We start from the raw sequence: 18,831 nt of genomic DNA, 5'->3' as shown, positions 1-18,831 counted from the left end.
TCCCCGAGGCGCCCACCGGTCTCCTCGGGGGCCGCGCCCTCCTCGGCCGGGGCCTCGACGACGCCCTCCCCCGACCGCTCGATGGTGACGCCCCGCTCCCCGCCGAGGACGATGGCTGCCACCGCGACGACGGCCAGCGCAATGACGAGGGCCGCGACCCTCCCCGCCGCCCCGTAGCGTCCGGCCAGCCTCCGTGCCCTTCTCGCCCGCTCCTGTGCCATGCGACCACCCCCCTCCCAGCATCGGCCAGGAGGGCGAGGGGGACGGCGTGAAATTCAGAAGGTCGGTCACGAACCTCGCGCCAATCTTCCGGGCAACTTGCGCAATGCAGGGGACGCCCCGGTGAACGGGGCGTCCCTCAAATCAACTTAGCAACTTGTTCCGGCTGGCCCGGACGGCTTGGCCACCGTCCGCGGCGCGGGTGCTACCGCTCGCCGCCTCCCCAGGGCGCAAGCTCGCGGTGGTGCTCGCGGAGCCGTCCCCTGGGGGCGTGATAGGACGGGCACTGCGGGAAGTCCCGCCACTCAACGGCGTCCACCAGGGACTCGACCATCGCCTCGTGGTCGAAGCTCTCCCAGGCCTCGAGCACCTGCTCCATGCGGGCGTGCGTCTCGGGGCGCCGCGGCATGAAGAGCGTGCAGCAGTCGGGCGCCGTCTGGCTGGAGATCTCGGCGGTGCCGATCTGCTCGGCGCGGCGGATGATCTCCTGCTTGTCCGAGCCGATGAGCGGGCGCAGGACGGGCATCGTCACGGCCTCGTTGACGGCGGCGATGTTCTCGAGCGTCTGGGAGGCCACCTGCCCGAGGGACTCGCCGGTGACGAGCGCCTTGGCGCCCTCGAGGCGGGCGATGCGCTCGGAGACCTGCAGCATGACGCGGCGGTACATGATGATGCGCAGGCTCTGCGGCACCGCGAGGGAGATCTCGCGCTGGCGCTCGCCGAAGGGGACCACGTAGAGACGCCCCACCACGCCCGAGGGCGCGAGGGCGTCGACGATGTCCTGGCAGAGCCACTCGCTCGTGTCGGCGGTCATGGGACGCCCCGAGAAGTGCACGGGGACGCAGATGGCGCCGCGGCGGCCCACCATCCAGGTTGCCACCGGGGAGTCGAAGCCGCTCGAGAGCAGCGTGACCACCTTGCCGGCCGTCCCCACCGGCAGGCCCCCGACGCCCGGCGCGGAGGCCGCGTAGACGTAGGTGCTGCCCTGGACCACGTGCACCACGACGGTGACGTCGGGGTGGTGGACGTCCACCTTCTTGTCGGGGAAGGCCTCGCAGAGCGCCGAGCCCACGAGCTGGTTCATCTCCAGGGTGTGCCGCTCGTAGGTGGTCGAGGAGCGGCGCGCGTGCACCTTGAAGCTCGCGAAGTCGCCAGCCTCGCCGAGGGCGCGAATCGCGGCGGCGACGTACTCGGACTCGTCGAGCCCGCACCTGTAGGCAAGCGAGACGCGGGCCACGCCGGGGACGCGCCGGATGGCCGCGGCCAGCTCCTCGCTCGCGGCGCGGTCGGCCGTCTCCACGATGACGTACCCGGAGATGCGCGCGATGTTGGTCACGTCAAAGGCGGAGAGCGCGCGGTGCAGGTTGGTGACGAGCTGGTTCTCGAAGGTCGAGCGGTTCTTTCCCTTGAGGCCGATCTCGTGGTAGTGGACGAGGCAGAGTCTCTCGGTCATGGGTCCCCTACAGAGAGATCATGTTGGCGCCCCTGATGTCCTCGTCGAAGTCCTCCTTGACGAAGCTCAGGGTGTCGTCCTCGATCTCCTGCATGGCGACGGACACCGGGTCCTTGCCGGACACGACGGTCGTGATGTCGTCGAAGTCCTGGATGGCCGTCACGCGGAGGTGCTGGCCACGGACCATGTTGTTGATGTCGCAGGCGCGCTTCGACGCGATCGAGCAGAGCAGGAAGGGGTTGTGCTCGGTCTTGTCGAGCAGGGTGTCAATCTCGGGCTTGATCACAGACATCTTGTGAGGGACCTCCGTTGTTCTCGTACGTGTCAATCACTTGCCGCAGCTCGGAGCAGGCGCGCTCGAGGTCGTCGTTGACGATGCGCACGTCGTAGAGAGGTGCCTGGGCCATCTCCCTGCGCGCGTTGGCGAGACGCCTCTCGACTTCGGCCTCGGACTCGGTGCCGCGCCCGCGCAGGCGTCGCTCGAGCTCCTCCATGCTGGGCGGCTCGACGAAGACGAGCACGGCGTCGGGCACGCGCTCGCGCACCATGAGGCCGCCCTGGACGTCGATCTCCAGCATCACGGAGCTGCCCGCGTCCGTCAGGCGCCTGACCTCCTGCCGCAGCGTTCCGTAGCGGTGACCATGGACCCACGCCCACTCGAGGAAGTCGCCGGCCTCGACGTGGCGGTCGAACTCCTCGTCCGTGAGGAAGTAGTAGGCCACCCCGTCCTTCTCGCCGGGACGCGGGTCACGCGTGGTAGCAGAGACCGTCAGGCCCAGGCTCGAGACGCGCTCGCGCAGAAGCGAGACGAGCGTTCCCTTGCCGACGCCTGACGGTCCCGAGACTACGAACGTTCTGGCTCTTCTCCCCAACTTACTTGGTGAGGGCCTCGACGAGCTGCTCGCGCTGGCGAGCGCCCAGGCCCTTGACGCGACGGGTGGCGGAGATGCCAAGCTCGTCCATGACCTTGGCGGCCTTGGCCTTGCCGTAGCCGGGGAGGGACTCGATGAGGGTGGAGACCTTCATGCGGCAGGCGATGGGGTCGTCGGAGTCGAGGACGTCCTGAAGGGTGACCTTGCCGTTCTTGATCTTCTCACGCAGCTCAGCACGCTCGTGACGGGCCTGGGCGGCCTTCTCGAGGGCGGCCTTGCGCTGCTCGTCGGTAAGCTGAGGTAGAGCCATAGAATCCTCCAAACATCGTGTTCTTCTGAGCCCGCCAAGGCCCTGGCCGGCTCGCAACAACATAGTGTGCCCATTTAGCTCCCGTTTTGCAAGACCTCTCCACCAAAGGTGCAGCTCAGGGGCGGGCCGGGGGCAAGTCTTCACAGAAGCCGCCCCGGTCCGTCCGCCGAGCCCGCGAGGTCTGAGGAGGCGCCCCGACCATGACGGTCGGGGCCCTGGGCCGGAGGAGGGCCCTACGCCATGAGCTCCCGGCAGATCGCGTCGAAGGCGGCCGCCGGGTCCTCGGCGCCCGTGATCGGGCGGCCGATGACGAGCTTCGAGGCGCCTGCGGCGACCGCGGCCGCGGGGGTGGCCACGCGCTTCTGGTCCCCCACCGCAGCTCCTGCCGGACGCACGCCCGGCGTGACGATCAGGGCATCGGGGCCGAGGAGCGCGCGCATCTGGGCGGCCTCCTGCGGCGAGCAGACGATGCCGTCCGAGCCCGCCTTGCAGGCGAGCGCCGCCAGGCGCGAGACCTCGTCGGCCACGGGCGCGTCCACGCCGATCTCGGCGAGGGCGTCCTGGTCCATGCTCGTGAGCACCGAGATGGCCACGAGGCGCGTGCGGTCCCCGTCGCGCTGCCCGGCGGCCTCCTCGGCGCCCGCGCGCGCGGCCGCCACCATCGCCGAGCCGCCGAGGCCGTGGATGGAGAGGATGTCGGCGCCGGTGAGCGAGGCGGCGCGCACCGCGCCCTGCACCTGGAAGGGGATGTCGTGCACCTTGAGGTCGAGGAAGACGCGCAGGCCGCGCTCGCGCATGGCGTCCACGATGGCGGGGCCCTCGGCGTAGAAGAGCGTCATGCCCACCTTGACCCACGTCGCCTTGCCGGCGAGCAGATCGGCGAGCTCGAAGGCGCGCTCGCGGCTGCAGTCCAGGGCGACGATGACCTTGTCGCTGGCCTCTTCGTACGTTAGCATTCCACGGCTCCAATCAGCTCGTTGATGTCGGAGACCCCCTGCTCGGCCGCCCAGGTGGCAAGGCCGTCCACGATGCGACTCGCGCAGGTGGGGTCGTAGAAGTTGGCGGTGCCCACGGTCACGGAGGTGGCGCCGGCAAGGATCATCTCCGCGGCGTCCTGCCAGCTCGCGACGCCGCCCATCCCGTTGACGGGAATCTTGACGGCGCCGGCAGCCTCCCAGACCATCCGCACGGCGATGGCGTGGATGGCGGGGCCGGAGACGCCGCCGGTGGGCTTGGACAGGCGGCTCCTCCTGGTGCGCACGTCGATGGACATGCCATTGATTGTGTTGACGAGGCTGAGCGCGTCGGCGCCCTCGGCCTCGCAGGCCCGGGCGATCTCCGGCACGCGCACCGGGGCCATCTTCACGAGCAGCGGGCGGCTCACGCGCGGGCGCACCGCGCGCACGACCTCGGCCGCGCTCTCGGGCGTGCCGCCCACGAGGGCGCCGCCGCGCGCGAGGTTCGGGCAGGAAATGTTCATCTCGACGCCGCTCGCCCACGGGCAGAGCTCCTCGATCTTCTCGACGGCAGCCACGTACTCCTCCACGGAGTGGCCCGCCGCCTGCACGATGACGCGACAGCCGCGCTCCTCGAGGCCGGCGAGGTAGTCGCCGTACTGCTCGACCATGCCGGCCACGCCGGGGTTGGCAAGGCCCACGGTGTTCATCATGCCCGAGGGCACCTCGCACATGCGCGGGGCCGGGTTGCCGGGCCAGGGCTCCGCCGAGCAGCCCTTGAGCGTGATCGCGCCGAGGCGCGCCACGTCGAAGAAGCCCTCGAACTGCTGGCCGAACCCGAAGGTGCCCGAGGCGGTGTTCACGGGGTTCTTCATGCGCACGCCGCCGAGGTCGACGGCCATGCTCACGTTCTTCTCGCCCATCACCAGGCCACCTCCTCGGCGTCGAAGACCGGGCCGTCCTTGCAGCAGGACTTGTAGGTGCCGTCGGCCATGGCCACGTTGCAGGTGCCGCACGCGCCGAAGCCGCAGCACATCATCCGCTCCATGGAGACGCGGCAGGCCACGCCGGCCTCGCGGCACAGGCGCGCCACGCCGGCCATCATGACCTCGGGACCGCAGGTGAAGACCGCGTCGTAGGCGCCCTCGGCAAGAAGGTCGGCAAGGGCGTCGGTGGTGAACCCGCGCCGCCCGGCGGTGCCGTCGTCGGTGGTGACCACCACGCGGCCGGCGCCGAGCCCAGCGAGCTCCTCGGCGCCCCAGAGCCGGGCGGCCGTCTGGGCGCCCACCACGGCGTCGAAGGCAACGCCGGAGGCGGCGAGAAGCCCCGCGCAGGCCACGATCGGCGTCACGCCGACGCCGCCGGCAACCACGCAGGCGCGCCGGCAGCCCTGGGGCACCACCCAGGGGTTGCCGCAGGGGCCGACGGCCGTGGTGCGCGCACCCGGGGCCAGCTCGCTCAACCGGCGCGTGCCATCGCCCACCACGGCGTAGGTGATCTCGAAGGTGCCCGCCTCGGCGTCGGCGCGGCTGAAGGAGAGCGGGAGGCGCAGGATCTGGCTCGCGTCGCCCGGCACGGCCAGGTCGACGAACTGGCCCGGCCGCAGCTCCGCGGCGAGCGCGGGCGCCGAGAGGACGACGTGCGCGAGGGAGTCGGCGACCGCCTCGTTGGAGACGACCTCGACCTCGTGCAGCGACGTGCGTGCGTTCTGGCCCATCGCGGCCCCCTAGGCCCGGCTCGGCGTGACGACGCCGGCGGTGAGGGTGCGGCGGCCGTCCACGAAGACGTCGGTGGCGGCGCCCGTGAGCGTCTGGCCGAGCCACGCGGAGTTCTTCGAGCGGCTCTCCAGGTAGTCCTCGGTCACGGTGACGGTGGCCGCCGGGTCGATGAGCGTGAGGTCGGCAGGAGAGCCCGCCTCCACGCGAACCTCCGGCAGGCGCAGGGCGGCGCGCGGGTTCACGGCCATGACCTCGACGAGGCGCGACCAGCTCATCTTGCCGGGCAGCACCAGGTTGGTGAGCATGAGCGGCAGCGACGTCTCCAGGCCCACGATGCCGAAGAAGGCGATCTCCCACTCGCAGTCCTTCTCGTGCGGGGCGTGCGGGGCGTGGTCGGTCACCAGGCAGTCGATCGAGCCGTCGCAGATGCCCTCGACGAGCGCGGCGGCGTCGGCGGCCGTGCGCAGCGGCGGGTTCATCTTGAGGTTGGTGTCGTAGGCGTCGGTGATGTCGTCCTCGCAGAGGAAGAGGTGGTGCGGGGTGACCTCGCAGGTCACCGGCAGTCCCTCGGCCTTGGCGGCGCGCACGAGCTCAAGGCCCTTCTCGGTGGAGATGTGGGCGATGTGCAGGGCGCAGCCGGTCATGCGGCAGAGCTCGATGTCGCGGTAGATCTCGAGCTCCTCGCCGAGCGCCGGCCAGCCGAACATGCCGAGGCGGGTGCTCGCACGGCCCTCGTTGATGACGCCGTGGGTGGTGAGGCTCTCCACCTCGCAGTGGGCCGAGACCACCTTGTCGAACTGGCTCACGTACTCCATGCAGGTGCGCATCATGCCGGCGCTCTGGACGCCGTGGCCGTCGTCGGAGAAGGCCACCGCGCCCTCCATCACCATGTCGCCGATCTCGGCAAGCGTGTCGCCCTTCTCGCCCACGGTGAGCGCGCCGATCGGGCGCACGTGGCAGAGCCCGGCCGCGCGGGCGCGGTCGATCTGGTAGCGGACCTCGGCGCCGGTGTCGGTCACCGGGTCGGTGTTGGGCATCGTGGCCACGTCGGTGAAGCCGCCGTGGGTGGCCGCGCGGGCGCCCGTCTCGATGGTTTCCTTGTACTCGAAGCCGGGGTCGCGGAAATGCACGTGCATGTCCACGAGGCCAGGGACGAGGTACTTGCCTGCGGCGTCGATCACCTCGGCGCCTGCGGGCACCTCGAGGGACTCGGCCACCGCGGCGACCTTCCCGCCGTCCACGAGCACGTCACGGACGCCGTCGAGGCCCACCTGCGGGTCAACGACGTGGGCACCCCTAAGCAGAAACGCCATTGTTCTCTCCTCCCAGAAGCAGGTACATCTCGGCCATGCGCGTGAGGACTCCGGCGTTGACCTGGTTCAAGATGCGCGAACGGGCGCAGTCGGCCACGTCCGCGTTGATCTCCATGCCGCGGTTCATGGGGCCGGGGTGGCAGATGATGGCGCCCGGCTTCATCTTGCCCACGCGGGCCATGTCGAGGCCCCAGAGGCGGTTGTACTCGCGGCGGGACGGGATGGCCGCACCCTCCATGCGCTCGAGCTGGACGCGCAGCATGTAGACGACGTCCATCTCGGGGATCACGGAGTCGAAGTCAGCCGTCTGCGGCACGCCGTAGTAGCTCGGGTCGTCCACCTGGAAGGTCGGCGGGCCCACGAGCGTGACGTCGGCGCCCATGGTCTTGAGCGCCGGCACGAGGCTGCCGCAGACGCGGCTGTGGGAGAGGTCGCCGACGATGGCCACCTTGAGGCCGTCGAGGTGGCCGAAGTTCTCGCGGACGGTGTAGAGGTCGAGCATCGCCTGGGTGGGGTGCTGGTGCTTGCCGTCGCCGGCGTTGATGACCACGGCGTCGGTATGCTCGGTGATCTTCTGCGGCGTGCCGGCGAGCTTGGCGCGGCAGATAAACATGTCGACGTTCATCGCGTCGATCGTCTCGATGGTGTCGGCGAGGCTCTCGCCCTTGACCACCGAGCTCGTGGCGCCGCCCATGGAGAGGGAGTCGGCGGACAGGCGCTTCTCGGCGAGCTCGAAGGAGCTCTTGGTGCGCGTAGACGGCTCGAGGAAGAGGTTGACGATCGTGCGGCCGCGCAGCGCCGGCACCTTCTTGATGGCGCGCTTGTTGACCTCGGAGAACGAGCGCGCCGTGTCGAGAATCTGGGTGATGTCGTCGGCAGTGAGGCTCGTCGTGTCGATCAGGTGTTTGACGGACAGCATCTAGTTGGCACCTCCATTGTCCTTCTCGGTCGGGCGGGTCCAAATCTCGACCGAGTTCGTCTCGTCGATGGGGCGAAGCGAGACGCGCACGTCCTCCTCGTGGCTGGACGGCACGTTCTTGCCCACGTAGTCGGCGCGGATGGGGAGCTCGCGGTGGCCGCGGTCGATCATGACGGCCAGCTGCACCGTGCTCGGGCGGCCGAGGTCAATCAGGGCGTCGAGCGCGGCGCGGATGGTGCGGCCCGTGTAGAGCACGTCGTCCACGAGCACGATGTCGCGGCCGTCGACGCCAAAGGGGATCTCCGTGGCAAACTCCACCGGCGCGATCCGGCGCCGCACGTCGTCGCGGTAGAAGCTCACGTCGAGCGTGCCCACGGGCATCTTCACGCCCTCGATCTTCTCGATCTCGGCGGCGAGCATCGGCGCGAGCACGGCGCCGCGGCGCACGATGCCCACGAGCGCGACGTTGTCGGCCCCCTCGTTCCTCTCGATGATCTCATGGGCGATGCGGGTGAGCGCGCGACTCATGGCCTGCTCGTCCATGATCTGGGCCTTGAGCTTGGCCTGTTCCATGGGACTCCCTTCTCACAAAAAGACGCCCTGCCGGCAGGCGGCGCGAGCGTCGAGGAAAGTCTATGGGAAGCGCCCCGGAAGGGACCTGTTGACCTTGCTGGCGTCTCGCACCGGCTTAAAAATCCTCCCCACTGTACGCCAGCGGGGCGGCGAGCACAAGCGGGCGGGACGCGTGCGTCGGCGAGAAGGACCTGCGGGCGGCGGGCGGCACGGTCCGCAGGTGCGGCTGCGACGGAACCCGCCCGCGACGGGGCCCGCCCGCGACGGAATCCGACTGCGCCAGAATCGACGCCAGCGTGCGCGCCGTCGCCAGAACCCGCCCGCCCGCGCCAGAACCTCGGGGTGTGTGCGTCCGCGACGCCAGAATCGCCGCCATTGTGCGCGCAGCCGCCAGAACCCGCCCGCCCGCGCCAGAACCTCGGGGTGTGTGCGTCCGCACCGCCAGAATCGCCGCCATTGTGCGCTCGGCCGCACACAATGCCAGTGAATTAGGCGCTCCACGCGCACACACCCGGCGAATCAGGCGCACCGAGGCGGACGGCACGGCGAGAGGGACCTGCGGGCGGCGGACGGCGCGGAGAGCACAAGCGGGCGAGACGCGCGCGCCGGCGAGAAAGACCTGCGAGGCCGCGTCACACGAAAAGAGGCCGTCGGACGTCCGACGGCCTCGAAGTCTCTGGCTCCCCGGGTAGGATTCGAACCTACGACACGCTGATTAACAGTCAGCTGCGCTACCACTGCGCCACCGGGGAATGGGTTCACGCAAGAAATAAGTATACAGATGCAGGCGCCGGACGCAAGGGGGAATTTGAAAAAAGTCCCGCGCCCCTGCCTTGCTACGGCGCGTGCCCGGCCATGTGACGCCCCCAAGCTCGTGGAGCTTGCCGCCGCGCTCGGGCGAGGCGTGCCGCAGACCCGTCAGGCCCACGCCTCCCTAACGGTCGGCCGCCTCCTCGCTCGCCCTGACGGCGGCGACGCAGGCACAGACCCCGAGCACCGCGAGCACGAGGACGAGCCAGCTGAGCCGTCCGGCCACGAGGCCGAGGGCAACCACGAGCACGCAGATGACGACAAGCAGGATCCCGGCCCGCTTGAAGCCGGCCGCGCTGCGGGGCCTGTTGGCCGCGATCGAGCCGGACGCGCCCGCGTACAGGCCGAGAAGCCCGGCGACGATGTTTGCCGCGCCGAGTAGGCCGTCCGAGACGGCTCCCGCGGCCATGTCGGCAGACACGCGGACGCACAGGAGCGCCCCCACGTCCGGGGCGGCCAGCATGAGCACGCCGCCGACGAGCTGCAGCAGGCCGAGCGCCATGACGACAAGGGAGAGCATCTTGAGACTCTTCTGAACGGGCGACATGTGGCGTCCCTCCTCATGCGGCGGGGCGCCGCTCGCACGACGCCCCCTGTCGAACCACTAGTCCTCTATGTAGTCCTTCAGGCGACCCGAGCGGCTCGGGTGGCGGAGCTTCGCCAGCGTCTTGCTCTCGATCTGGCGGATGCGCTCGCGCGTGACGCCGAACTCGCGGCCCACCTCCTCGAGGGTGCGGGGATGGCCGTCCTCCAGGCCGAAGCGGAACTTGATGACCTTGCGCTCACGGTCGGCCAGGCTGTCGAGCACCTGGTCGAGCTGTTCGCGAAGCATGGAGTCAGAGGCCGCCTCGGGAGGCGCCACGGCCGTCGAGTCCTCGATGAAGTCACCGAGCTGGGAGTCCTCCTCCTCGCCGATCGGCGTCTCCAGGGAGACGGGCTCCTGGCTGATCTTCTGGATCTCGCGCACGCGGTCCGGGCTCATGCCCATCTCCGCGCCGATCTCCTCGGGCGTGGGGTCGCGCCCGAGGTCCTGAAGCAGCTGGCGCTGCACGCGGATGAGTTTGTTGATGGTCTCGACCATGTGCACCGGGATGCGGATGGTGCGCGCCTGGTCGGCGATCGCGCGCGTGATGGCCTGGCGAATCCACCACGTTGCGTAGGTGGAGAACTTGAAGCCCTTGGTGTAGTCGAACTTCTCGACGGCGCGGATGAGGCCGAGGTTGCCCTCCTGGATGAGGTCCAGGAAGAGCATGCCGCGACCCACGTAGCGCTTGGCGATGGAGACCACGAGACGCAGGTTCGCGCTGATGAGCTGCTGCTTGGCGTCAAGGCCCACCTGCTCGATGCGCATGAGGCGGCGCTGCTCGGCGCGGGTGAGGGTGGCCTCCCCCGCCTCGGCGGCCTCGAGCTTCTCGGTGGCCTCGGTCCCCGCCTCGATCTTCATGGCGAGGTTGACCTCCTCGGAGGCCGTGAGCAGGTCCACCTTGCCGATCTCCTTGAGGTACATGCGCACCGGGTCGCCCGTGAGCATCGCGGTGGAGGTGTCGGCGCGGCGGGCACGGGCGCGCGAGGAGCGCTTGGGCTTGGCCACCTTGGCCTTGGGGACCGACCGCAGGGCCTCCTTGACGGCCTTGGCCTCGGCCGCGCTCTCGGACTGCTCCTCCTCGTCGTCGGAGAACTCGTCCGAGGGCACGTCGTCATCGTCGAAGGCGTCCTCGTCCTGCGCGTCCTCCTCGAGCGGGAAGGGCGTGGCCTGCGACTCGGCGGCACTCGTCACCTCGACGCCGCGTGCACGGAGCACGTCGTAGAGGTCGGAGAGCTCGTCGGAGTCGACGTCGATCTCGCGAATCGCGACCTGAACCTCGTCCTCGGTGACACTGGCCTGCTCGCCGGCGCCGGCCGCCAGCTGGTCGACGACCTTGCTGAGCTCGTCGGAGAGCTTGACGTCTTCTTTGGTCTTCTTGGCTGCCACGTGGGTCCTTTCGACATGCAAACTTTCGGAATTATACCCAAAACTACTCGGCGGAAACCGAGGAGAGCTTTCTGGTGAGCTCGCCCACACGCCGCTGGAGCCGCGTCGCCTCCTCGAAGAGGCGCTCGGAGTCGGCGTCCGTCGGGGAGCTGGAGCGCAGGCTCGCACGGATCTGGCGGACGCGCCTCCGGCACGAGCACAGCTCGGCGGTGTCGACGATGAAGTCGAGCTTCTCGGCGTCGGTGAGCTCGGCCTCGTCCATCACGCGCCCGCCGGAGAGGATCCGCGGCGCCTCGGGCACCACCGAGCTCGCGGCGGCCACCACCTCGGCCGGGGAGGTCCCCTCCGGGGTCGAGAGCATGGCCCAGGCCATTGCCTCGTGGCGGCCGTCGGCCCAGCTCAGCCCCGCGATGCGGTCCTCGTAGGGCCGCAGGGCGTCCGGGCAGGCCGCCATCGCCGAGAGCAGCTCGCGCTCGGCGCTCACCTGCACGCGCTCGTCGGCGGAGAGCGCGGGGGACGGCATCTCCGTGCCGGCCTGCCCCCCGGATGGCGAGAAGGACCGCGGGCCCGCCGCGTCCTCGTAGGCGTCGAGCGGCACGTAGTCGTCCGGGGCGGCGCCGTCGTCGGCAGCCACGCCGACCGCGGGCGTCGTTGGGCGCGCCCCGCCGCTCTCACGGCGCGCCGGCATCCGGCCGCCGCGCGCGGGCCGCTCCTCGTCGAGCTCGCGCACCGGGGCCTCGCGGATGGCACGCTTCGTCTCGCCCACGTCCATGCCGAGGGTGTCGGCCAGGCGCGTGGCGTACTCGTCGAGCAGCACCGAGTGCTTGAGCGGCGCGAGCAGCCCCGCCATGTCCTCCAGCGCGCGCACGCGCCGCCCCGGGGCGGAGAGGTCGTGGGCCGCGAGGCGCTTCTCGAAGACGAAGTCCATGAGCGGTCGGGCTCCGTCGAGCTGCGCGCGCATCGCGTCCGCCCCGTGCGCGGCGAGAAACTCCATCGGGTCCTGGCCGTCCGGCAGCACCACGCACATGAGGGCCGCCGAGGTCTTGTCGAGGTAGCGCACCGCGCGCTCGGCTGCGCGCTGGCCGGCGGCGTCGCCGTCGAACAGGCACACCACCCGGCTCACGCGCTGGCGCTCCATGAGGCGCACGTGGTCAAGGCGAAACGCGGTGCCGAGGGCCGCCACCGCGTTGGTGAAGCCCGCCTCGTGCATCGCGATGACGTCGGTGTAGCCCTCGCAGACGATGGCCTCGCCGGTGGCCGCCATCGACTCCTTGGCCCTGTCGTAGGCAAAGAGGTGCTTGCCCTTGTTGAAGGCGGCCGTGTCGCGCGTGTTGACGTACTTGGCCACGTGCTCGGTCTTGGCGCCCAGGATCCGTCCGCCAAAGGCGATCGTGCGGCCCATCTCGTCGTGGATGGGAAACATCACGCGCTCAAAGAAGCGGTCGGAGAGCCGCCCCGAGCGCTCCACCGCCAGGTCGGCTGCCACGAGCTCGGGGCCCGTGAAGCCCTTGGCGCGCAGCTGCGCCACGAGCTGGCCGCGCCCCGGGGCGTAGCCGAGCCCCCACCTTCGGCACACCTCGGAGCCGAAGCCGCGCCCCGCGAGGTAGCGCCGGGCCGCGTCCGGGCCCTCGCCGCGGCCGCGCATGAGCATGAGGTGGTAGTAGGCCTCGGCCTCGCCGAGCGCCTCCACCAGGCGGGACTTGCGCGGCCCGCGCGCGGCCCCGCGCTCCTCGGAGAGCTCGATGCCTGCGCGGTCGGCCAGGTAGCGGATCGCGTCCGGGAAGTCGAGGTTCTCGCGGCGCTGCACGTAGGAGAAGACGTCGCCGCCGTCCCCGCAGCCGAAGCAGTGCCAGAGCCCGGTGGCCGGGTTGACCTTGAACGAGGGGGTCTTCTCGCCGTGGAAGGGGCAGCAGCCCCAGAACTCCTGGCCCCGCTGGCGCAGCTCGACGGTCTCGGCCACGAGCTGCACGAAGTCGGTGGCCTGGCGGACCCGCTCCTTGTCCTCGTCGGAGATCATGCGCACCCCCCGGAAAGCTCGACGCCCCTCTCCCCCAGGGTCTTTCGTACCCACTCGACGTTCCCAAGAACCACGCGCTCGAGCTCCTCCACCGAGCCAAAGACCTGCGGGGCGCGCAGCCAGCGGAGAAAGACCACGTCGACGTACTCGTCGTAGAGGTCCCCCGAGAATCCGAGCAGGGTCGCCTCGAGGAAGGGCTCCCCCTCCTCCCCCGGCGAGAAGGACCGCGGCTTGCCCACGTTGATCGCCGCGGGCCACGCGGTGCGCGTCTCATGGCCGGGACGGCCCGTCAGCACGTAGCCCGCGTAGACGCCCTCGGCCGGCAGGCAGAGCCTCGCGTTCACGACCACGTTGGCCGTGGGGAAGCCGAAGCCGGTGCCCTCGCCGCGTCCGTGCGCCACCGTGCCGCTCACGTGGTGGCAGCGGCCGAGCAGGTCGGCCGCGTCCTCGACGCGCCCCTCGCCGAGCAGGTCGCGGATGCGCGTGGCCGTGACGGGGGCGCCGCCCGCCTCCGCGAGCGGGACGCCCACCACGTCGAAGCCGTTCTCGCGCCCGAGCGCGGCGAGCGCGTCCACGGTTCCCGCGCCTCCCGCGCCGAGCCGGAAGTCGGAGCCCACCACGACGGCGCGTACGTCGAGCATGCCGGCGGGCAGCGCCTCGCGCACGAAGCGCTCGAAGGGCACCGCGGCAAGCTCCGGGGTGAACTCAAAGACGAGCAGGGCGTCCACCCCGGCGTCGAGCAGGCCGTAGGTGCGCTCGTCGTCGCTCATGAGCTCGCGCGGGGGGCGCGCGGGCTCGAGCACGTGCGACGGGTCGGGCGAGAAGGTCACGGCGGCAAGGCGGCAGCCGCGGCGGCGCGCCTCGGCGCGGGCTCGCGCGAGCAGCGCCCGGTGGCCCCGGTGCAGCCCGTCGAAGGCTCCGATCGCGCAGACGAAGCGCCGGTCGTCGCCGAGGAGCTCGCGGACGTGGTCGAGCGAGGAGAAGCCCTCCGCGACGCCGTCGACGACGCGCACGCCAAAGACGGGCCGCTCGTAGGGCAGCGCGATCTCGACGGTGGACGCGCCGTCGAGCACGGTATCGCCCGGGCCGCCTCGATAGGCACGCGGCACGGTCTCGGCGGCGCGCAGCAGGCGCCGTGCCGAGGGCTCGTCGAGCGGGGCCTCGGGGCAGAGGGCTCGGAGGTCCACGGGCTGCCGCACGCCCTCGATGGCCTGGGGGAAGTTGGAGACGCAGGCAAGGCTCGCCCCACGGCGCTCCCAGATGCCGGCGAGCGCGCCGCTGAAGGTCAGCGCCACGCGCTCCCCCTGCTCGGCGGCGCGCTCCACCACGCCGTCGCGCACCGTCCCCGCCTCGATTCGCCGCCCGCACGAGACGTCCACGACCTCGGACACGTCGAGCTCGCGTGCCGGCAGGCCGAGCACGGCCACCGGGTCGAGGCAGCGCCCGCGAACGAGCTCGGCGCCGCCGGCCTCGAGCTCCTCGAGGCTCACGCAGTCGGCGAGCGTCACCGGGCCGGAGAAGGTGCGGCGGAGCGCGCTCACGTGCGCGTAGCACCCCAGCTCGCGCCCAAGGTCGCGCGCGATGCTGCGCACGTAGGTCCCCTTAGAGACGTCGAGGTCCACGACCCAGGAGCGCTCCTCGGGACGGACCTCCACGAGCCGGGCGCCGAAGACGCGCACGCGGCGCGGCGCGAGCTCGAGCGCCTCCCCGGCGCGCGCGGCGTCGTAGGCGCGCCGGCCGCCCACGGAGACGGCCGAGAAGGCCGGCGGCACCTGGTCCTGCACGCCCTCGAGAAGCTCGACCTGCCAGCTGGCCCTCCCCTCGTCCAGAAGGTCGTCGGGCACCTCGGCGGTGTGCGTGACCTCGCCCTCGGCGTCGTCGGTCGTGGTCTCGGCTCCGAGCTGGAAGGTGGCGCGGTAGCCCTTTCGGTCGAGCGTGAGCTGCCCCAGGAGCTTGGTCGCCTGGCCGATGCCCACCACGAGCACGCCGGTGGCCGCCGGGTCGAGCGTGCCGGCGTGACCCACGCGCTTCTCGCCGACCGCGCGACGGACGCGCGCGACCACGTCGAAGCTCGTCATCCCTGATGGCTTGTCAACGGCGATGAGCGCCGAGAGGGCGCTTGGACGCCGACTCAACGAGCGTCCTTCTCGCCCGGCGCGTAGAGCGCGCGCAGCTTGGGCAGGACCACCGAGAGCGCCTGGTCAATGTCGCCCTCGTAGGTGAACCCGGCCGCCGCCGCGTGGCCGCCGCCGCCCATCTCGCGCGCGATGACGGAGATGTCGCGGTCCGTCTTGGCCCGCAGGTTGCCGCGGACCTGGCCGCCCGGGACCTCCTTGAGGAAGAGCGCCACCTCGGAGCCCTCGACGCAGCGCACGAGGTCGATGAGGCCGTCGCACTCCGCCACCGGGACGCCCGAGGCGGCGAGGTCCGCCGCGGTGGCGTAGCTGTAGGCGATCTTCCCATGCTCGAAGGTGGTGATGCGCCCCATGACGGTGGCGGCGAGGTGCAGGTAGGCGAGGCGGTCGCTCTGGTAGACGTTGAGGGCCACCTCGGCGGGCGACGCGCCGGCGTCCACCAGGGCGCTCGCCACCTGGAAGGCCTCCCCGTTGGCGTTTTGGTACTGGAAGCGCCCCGTGTCCGTGACGAGGGCGCAGAGCAGGTTCTGGGCCATCGTGGGCGTGAGCTCCCCCAGCACGTGCAGGGCGTACTCGGCCACGATGACGCCGGCCGCCGCCGCGTCGGTGCGGACCACGCCCGCGTCCCAGAAGGGCTCCGAGGAGGGGTGGTGGTCGATCACGGCCGCGGCGCCGGCACGCTCCAGGACGGCGCGCGCCTCGTTCAGGCGGCTCGGCTGGGAGAGGTCGACGCAGAAGAAGAGGTCCGGCGCGCCCTCGTAGTCGGCGGGCCGCACGAAGCGGTCCGCCCCCGGCAGGAAGCGGTAGGTGCGCGGGACGACCTCGGTGTCAGCGAGCAGGTTCGTCACCCGCCTGCCCGGCCAGGCTCGCTCGATGAGCTCGGCCAGGGCCAGCCCCGAGCCGATGGCGTCGCCGTCCGGGGAGGTGTGCGCGCAGATCGCGATGGTCTCGGCGCGCTCGACGAGCGCGCTGATCTGGTCGAAGCCGTCCCGCTGCTCGGCGGGCCCGATGGAGCGCCCGGCCACGACCTAATCACCCTCCCGGGCGGTGCCGTCGGGATCAGCGGCGCCCTCGTCGCCCGCCTCCCCGTCCTCGCCATCCGGCGCGACGGGGTAGCCGAACTCGTCCTTCTCCACGCCGATGGTGGGCGGCACGTCCTCGAGGGCGCGCGTGATGCGCTCGGCCTCGTCGGTGGTGGTGTCGATGCGGAAGTCGAGCTCGGGGGTCACGCGCCAGCCGAGGGCGCGGCCCAGAAGCGAGCGGATGCGCCCCCTGGCGCGGGCGAGGGCGGCCGTGACCTCCTCGTAGCGCGCGGAGTCGCAGCTCACGTACGCGCGCAGGTAGGACTTGTCCACGGAGACCTCCACGCCCGTGATGGTCACGAGCGCGAGGTCCGGGTCGGCGATCTCAAAGAGGAGGATGTTCGCGAGCTTGACGCGCGCCTGCTCGTTGGTCCTTCTCGAGTGCTGGTTCTGCTTCATGGTCTCTCCAACGGAAGGGCCGGGGCCGCGCGGGCCCCGGCCGCATGCCCTACTCGGTGCGGGCCACCTGCTCGATGCGGAAGCCCTCGATGAGGTCGCCGGGCTTCACGTCCTGGAAGTTCTCCAGGCCGATGCCGCACTCGAAGCCCGCCTTGACGCTCTTGACGTCGTCCTTGTAGCGGCGCAGCGAGGCGATCTTGCCCTCGTAGACGACGATGCCGTCGCGCACCAGGCGCACCTGGTCGTCGCGGGAGATCTCCCCCTCGGTGACCATGCAGCCGGCGGCCACGCCGACCTTGGGCACCTTGAAGGTGTCGCGGACCTCGGCGGTGCCGGTCTGGACCTCCACCTCGGTCGGCTTGAGCATGCCGATGCGGGCGGCGTCGATGTCCTCGATCGCCTTGTAGATGACGCTGTAGGTGCGGATCTCCACGCCGTCGCGCTCGGCCGCGGCACGGGCCTTGGCCTCCGGGCGCACGCCGAAGCCGATGATGATGGCGTTGGAGGCGTCCGCGAGCGTGACGTCGGTCTCGGTGATCGCGCCGACGGCGGAGTGGATCGTGTTGATGCGGACCTCGGACTGGTCCATCTTGTCGAGGGAGTCCTGGAGCGCCTCGATGGAGCCCTGGACGTCGGCCTTGATGATGAGGTTGAGCTCCTTGACCTCGGCGTCGGCCATCGTGTCGAAGAGGTTCTCCAGCGTGACGTGCTTGACGCGGTTCTGCTCCTCGATACGGGCCTTGAGGGAGCGCTCGTCGGCGAGCTTCTTGGCGTCGCGCTCGTCGGTGAAGACGCGGAACTCGTCGCCGGCCATCGGCACGCTCTGCAGGCCGAGGATCTCCACGGCGTCGGAGGGGCCGGCCTCCTTGACGTTGTTGCCCTTGGGGTCGAGCATCGCGCGGACGCGACCGTAGGACATGCCGGCCACGAGCGCGTCGCCGACGTGCAGGGTGCCGCGGGTCACGAGCACCGTGGCCACAGATCCCCGGCCGCGGTCGAGCTTGGCCTCGAGGACGTTGCCGGAGGCGAAGGTGTCCGGGTTGGCCTTGAGCTCGAGGACGTCGGCCTGGAGCAGGACGGTCTCGAGCAGCTCGTCGATGCCGATCTTCTTCTTGGCCGAGATGTTGACGAACATGTTCTGCCCGCCCCACTCCTCGGGGATGATGCCGTACTCGGTGAGCTCCTGGCGCACCTTGTCGGGGTTGGCGCCGGGCTTGTCGATCTTGTTGACGGCCACGATGATGGGCACGCCGGCCGCCTTGGCGTGGTTGATCGACTCGACGGTCTGGGGCATGACGCCGTCGTCGGCCGCCACGATCAGGATGACGATGTCGGTCACCTTGGCGCCGCGGGCGCGCATGGCCGTGAAGGTCTCGTGGCCCGGGGTGTCGATGAAGGTGATCTTGCGACCGTTGACCGCGACCTGGGAGGCGCCGATGGCCTGCGTGATGCCGCCGGCCTCGCCCTCGGCCACGCCGGTGTGGCGGATGGCGTCCAGAAGCGAGGTCTTGCCGTGGTCGACGTGGCCCATGACGGTGACCACCGGCGGGCGCGGCTTGAGCGAGGACGGGTCGTCGTAGAAGGTGAAGGAGTTCTCCTCCTCCTTGGTCATGACCTTGACGTCGCGGCCGAGGTCGTCCGCCACGAGCTCGATGAGGTCGTCGGACATGGACTCGGTGAGGGTGAGCGGGGTGCCCAGCAGGAAGAGGCGCTTGATGATGTCGTTGGCCGGCACGCCGAGAAGCTCCGCGAGCTCCTGGACCGTGGAGCCCTGCGGGACCTTCACGGTGTCGAGCTGCGAGAGGTCCTGGTCGTTGGCGATGGCCTCCTCGATGCGGTGCTCCTTGGCCGCCTCCGCTGCCTGCTTCTGGCGACGCTCCTTGCGGCGCTTGCGGCGGCCGGTGGACTCGCGGGAGGCCTCCTCGACGGCCTCGCGGGCCTCCTCGAGGACGCGGCTCCTGTTGTAGGCCTCGGCCTCGCGGGCCATGCGGCTGTAGCGGTCCTCGCCGCCGTCCTCGCCGCGACGGCCCTTCTTGCCGCGGCGGCCGCGGCCCGCGGCAAGAAGGGCCGTCGCGGCGAGGAC

Annotated in this window: 18 protein-coding genes and 1 tRNA gene; all 19 read right to left on the bottom strand. The window is 70.9% G+C overall.

Going from position 1 to position 18,831, the window contains the following annotated elements; genetic code table 11:
- Positions 1-221: hypothetical protein (locus tag H9X80_RS08555; protein ID WP_204793922.1), on the bottom strand; the 221-nt coding region annotated here is incomplete at its 3' end.
- Between the two features lie 203 nt (positions 222-424).
- Complete coding sequence (thiI, locus tag H9X80_RS08550) at positions 425-1,672, bottom strand: tRNA uracil 4-sulfurtransferase ThiI (RefSeq protein ID WP_204793921.1); 1,248 nt, start codon at positions 1,670-1,672, stop codon at positions 425-427.
- 7 nt (positions 1,673-1,679) lie between these two features.
- Positions 1,680-1,964, bottom strand: coding sequence for a DNA-directed RNA polymerase subunit omega (locus H9X80_RS08545; RefSeq protein ID WP_204793920.1), 285 nt, complete (start codon positions 1,962-1,964; stop codon positions 1,680-1,682).
- Complete coding sequence (gene gmk / locus H9X80_RS08540; RefSeq protein ID WP_204793919.1) at positions 1,939-2,544, bottom strand: guanylate kinase; 606 nt, start codon at positions 2,542-2,544, stop codon at positions 1,939-1,941. The genes H9X80_RS08545 and gmk overlap by 26 nt, the downstream gene beginning before the upstream one ends.
- A 1-nt stretch (position 2,545) precedes the next feature.
- The gene (gene mihF / locus H9X80_RS08535) at positions 2,546-2,854 is read right to left on the bottom strand and encodes an integration host factor, actinobacterial type (protein ID WP_204793918.1); all 309 of its coding nucleotides are present in this window, start codon (positions 2,852-2,854) and stop codon (positions 2,546-2,548) included.
- A gap of 233 nt (positions 2,855-3,087) precedes the next feature.
- The gene (pyrF, locus tag H9X80_RS08530) at positions 3,088-3,810 is read right to left on the bottom strand and encodes an orotidine-5'-phosphate decarboxylase (RefSeq protein ID WP_204793917.1); all 723 of its coding nucleotides are present in this window, start codon (positions 3,808-3,810) and stop codon (positions 3,088-3,090) included.
- The gene (locus tag H9X80_RS08525; protein ID WP_204793916.1) at positions 3,804-4,733 is read right to left on the bottom strand and encodes a dihydroorotate dehydrogenase; all 930 of its coding nucleotides are present in this window, start codon (positions 4,731-4,733) and stop codon (positions 3,804-3,806) included. Before H9X80_RS08525 ends, pyrF begins: the two co-directional genes overlap by 7 nt.
- On the bottom strand, positions 4,733-5,527 hold the full coding sequence (locus H9X80_RS08520; protein ID WP_204793915.1) for a dihydroorotate dehydrogenase electron transfer subunit: 795 nt from the start codon (positions 5,525-5,527) through the stop codon (positions 4,733-4,735). The genes H9X80_RS08525 and H9X80_RS08520 overlap by 1 nt, the downstream gene beginning before the upstream one ends.
- Before the next feature lie 9 nt (positions 5,528-5,536).
- Positions 5,537-6,841, bottom strand: a complete 1,305-nt coding sequence (locus H9X80_RS08515; RefSeq protein WP_204793914.1) for a dihydroorotase — start codon at positions 6,839-6,841, stop codon at positions 5,537-5,539.
- Positions 6,825-7,760, bottom strand: a complete 936-nt coding sequence (locus H9X80_RS08510) for an aspartate carbamoyltransferase catalytic subunit (protein ID WP_204793913.1) — start codon at positions 7,758-7,760, stop codon at positions 6,825-6,827. The genes H9X80_RS08515 and H9X80_RS08510 overlap by 17 nt, the downstream gene beginning before the upstream one ends.
- Positions 7,761-8,333, bottom strand: a complete 573-nt coding sequence (pyrR, locus tag H9X80_RS08505; protein ID WP_204793912.1) for a bifunctional pyr operon transcriptional regulator/uracil phosphoribosyltransferase PyrR — start codon at positions 8,331-8,333, stop codon at positions 7,761-7,763. It lies immediately after the preceding gene.
- Positions 8,334-9,010: 677 nt separating this feature from the next.
- Positions 9,011-9,085, bottom strand: a tRNA-Asn gene (locus tag H9X80_RS08500).
- Between the two features lie 182 nt (positions 9,086-9,267).
- Positions 9,268-9,690: a hypothetical protein gene (locus H9X80_RS08495; protein WP_204793911.1), complete on the bottom strand. Its 423-nt coding sequence runs from the start codon at positions 9,688-9,690 to the stop codon at positions 9,268-9,270.
- 57 nt (positions 9,691-9,747) lie between these two features.
- Complete coding sequence (gene rpoD / locus H9X80_RS08490) at positions 9,748-11,115, bottom strand: RNA polymerase sigma factor RpoD (RefSeq protein WP_204793910.1); 1,368 nt, start codon at positions 11,113-11,115, stop codon at positions 9,748-9,750.
- 43 nt (positions 11,116-11,158) lie between these two features.
- Positions 11,159-13,132, bottom strand: coding sequence for a DNA primase (gene dnaG, locus H9X80_RS08485; RefSeq protein WP_204793909.1), 1,974 nt, complete (start codon positions 13,130-13,132; stop codon positions 11,159-11,161).
- Positions 13,129-15,267 (bottom strand): tRNA pseudouridine(55) synthase TruB, encoded by a 2,139-nt coding sequence (truB, locus tag H9X80_RS08480; protein ID WP_204793908.1) that lies wholly within the window; start codon positions 15,265-15,267, stop codon positions 13,129-13,131. The genes dnaG and truB overlap by 4 nt, the downstream gene beginning before the upstream one ends.
- Positions 15,264-16,292 carry a DHH family phosphoesterase gene (locus H9X80_RS08475; RefSeq protein WP_342590903.1) on the bottom strand — a complete coding sequence of 343 codons (1,029 nt, stop codon included), beginning with the start codon at positions 16,290-16,292 and terminating at the stop codon, positions 15,264-15,266. Before H9X80_RS08475 ends, truB begins: the two co-directional genes overlap by 4 nt.
- 3 nt (positions 16,293-16,295) lie before the next feature.
- Entirely contained in the window at positions 16,296-16,748 is a 453-nt protein-coding gene (rbfA, locus tag H9X80_RS08470; protein WP_204793907.1) for a 30S ribosome-binding factor RbfA, read from the bottom strand.
- A gap of 49 nt (positions 16,749-16,797) precedes the next feature.
- A partial coding sequence (infB, locus tag H9X80_RS08465) for a translation initiation factor IF-2 (protein WP_204793906.1) occupies positions 16,798-18,831 on the bottom strand: 2,034 nt, incomplete at its 5' end.

This window comes from Olsenella profusa (assembly GCF_016900315.1).
Classification (GTDB): Bacteria; Actinomycetota; Coriobacteriia; order Coriobacteriales; family Atopobiaceae; genus Thermophilibacter; species Thermophilibacter profusus_A.
The sequence above is the reverse complement of the archived record's forward strand: the minus strand, read 5'-3'. Positions and strand labels throughout refer to the sequence as shown.

What these genes read in the sequence shown, in the direction of transcription:
- H9X80_RS08510 (WP_204793913.1), bottom strand. Translation starts at nt 7,760, where the DNA reads ATGCTGTCCGTCAAACACCTGATCGACACGACGAGCCTCACTGCCGAC.
- H9X80_RS08545 (WP_204793920.1), bottom strand. Translation starts at nt 1,964, where the DNA reads ATGTCTGTGATCAAGCCCGAGATTGACACCCTGCTCGACAAGACCGAG.
- thiI (WP_204793921.1), bottom strand. Translation starts at nt 1,672, where the DNA reads ATGACCGAGAGACTCTGCCTCGTCCACTACCACGAGATCGGCCTCAAG.
- mihF (WP_204793918.1), bottom strand. Translation starts at nt 2,854, where the DNA reads ATGGCTCTACCTCAGCTTACCGACGAGCAGCGCAAGGCCGCCCTCGAG.
- rbfA (WP_204793907.1), bottom strand. Translation starts at nt 16,748, where the DNA reads ATGAAGCAGAACCAGCACTCGAGAAGGACCAACGAGCAGGCGCGCGTC.
- H9X80_RS08515 (WP_204793914.1), bottom strand. Translation starts at nt 6,841, where the DNA reads ATGGCGTTTCTGCTTAGGGGTGCCCACGTCGTTGACCCGCAGGTGGGC.
- dnaG (WP_204793909.1), bottom strand. Translation starts at nt 13,132, where the DNA reads ATGATCTCCGACGAGGACAAGGAGCGGGTCCGCCAGGCCACCGACTTC.
- pyrF (WP_204793917.1), bottom strand. Translation starts at nt 3,810, where the DNA reads ATGCTAACGTACGAAGAGGCCAGCGACAAGGTCATCGTCGCCCTGGAC.
- H9X80_RS08495 (WP_204793911.1), bottom strand. Translation starts at nt 9,690, where the DNA reads ATGTCGCCCGTTCAGAAGAGTCTCAAGATGCTCTCCCTTGTCGTCATG.
- H9X80_RS08520 (WP_204793915.1), bottom strand. Translation starts at nt 5,527, where the DNA reads ATGGGCCAGAACGCACGCACGTCGCTGCACGAGGTCGAGGTCGTCTCC.
- pyrR (WP_204793912.1), bottom strand. Translation starts at nt 8,333, where the DNA reads ATGGAACAGGCCAAGCTCAAGGCCCAGATCATGGACGAGCAGGCCATG.
- H9X80_RS08525 (WP_204793916.1), bottom strand. Translation starts at nt 4,733, where the DNA reads ATGGGCGAGAAGAACGTGAGCATGGCCGTCGACCTCGGCGGCGTGCGC.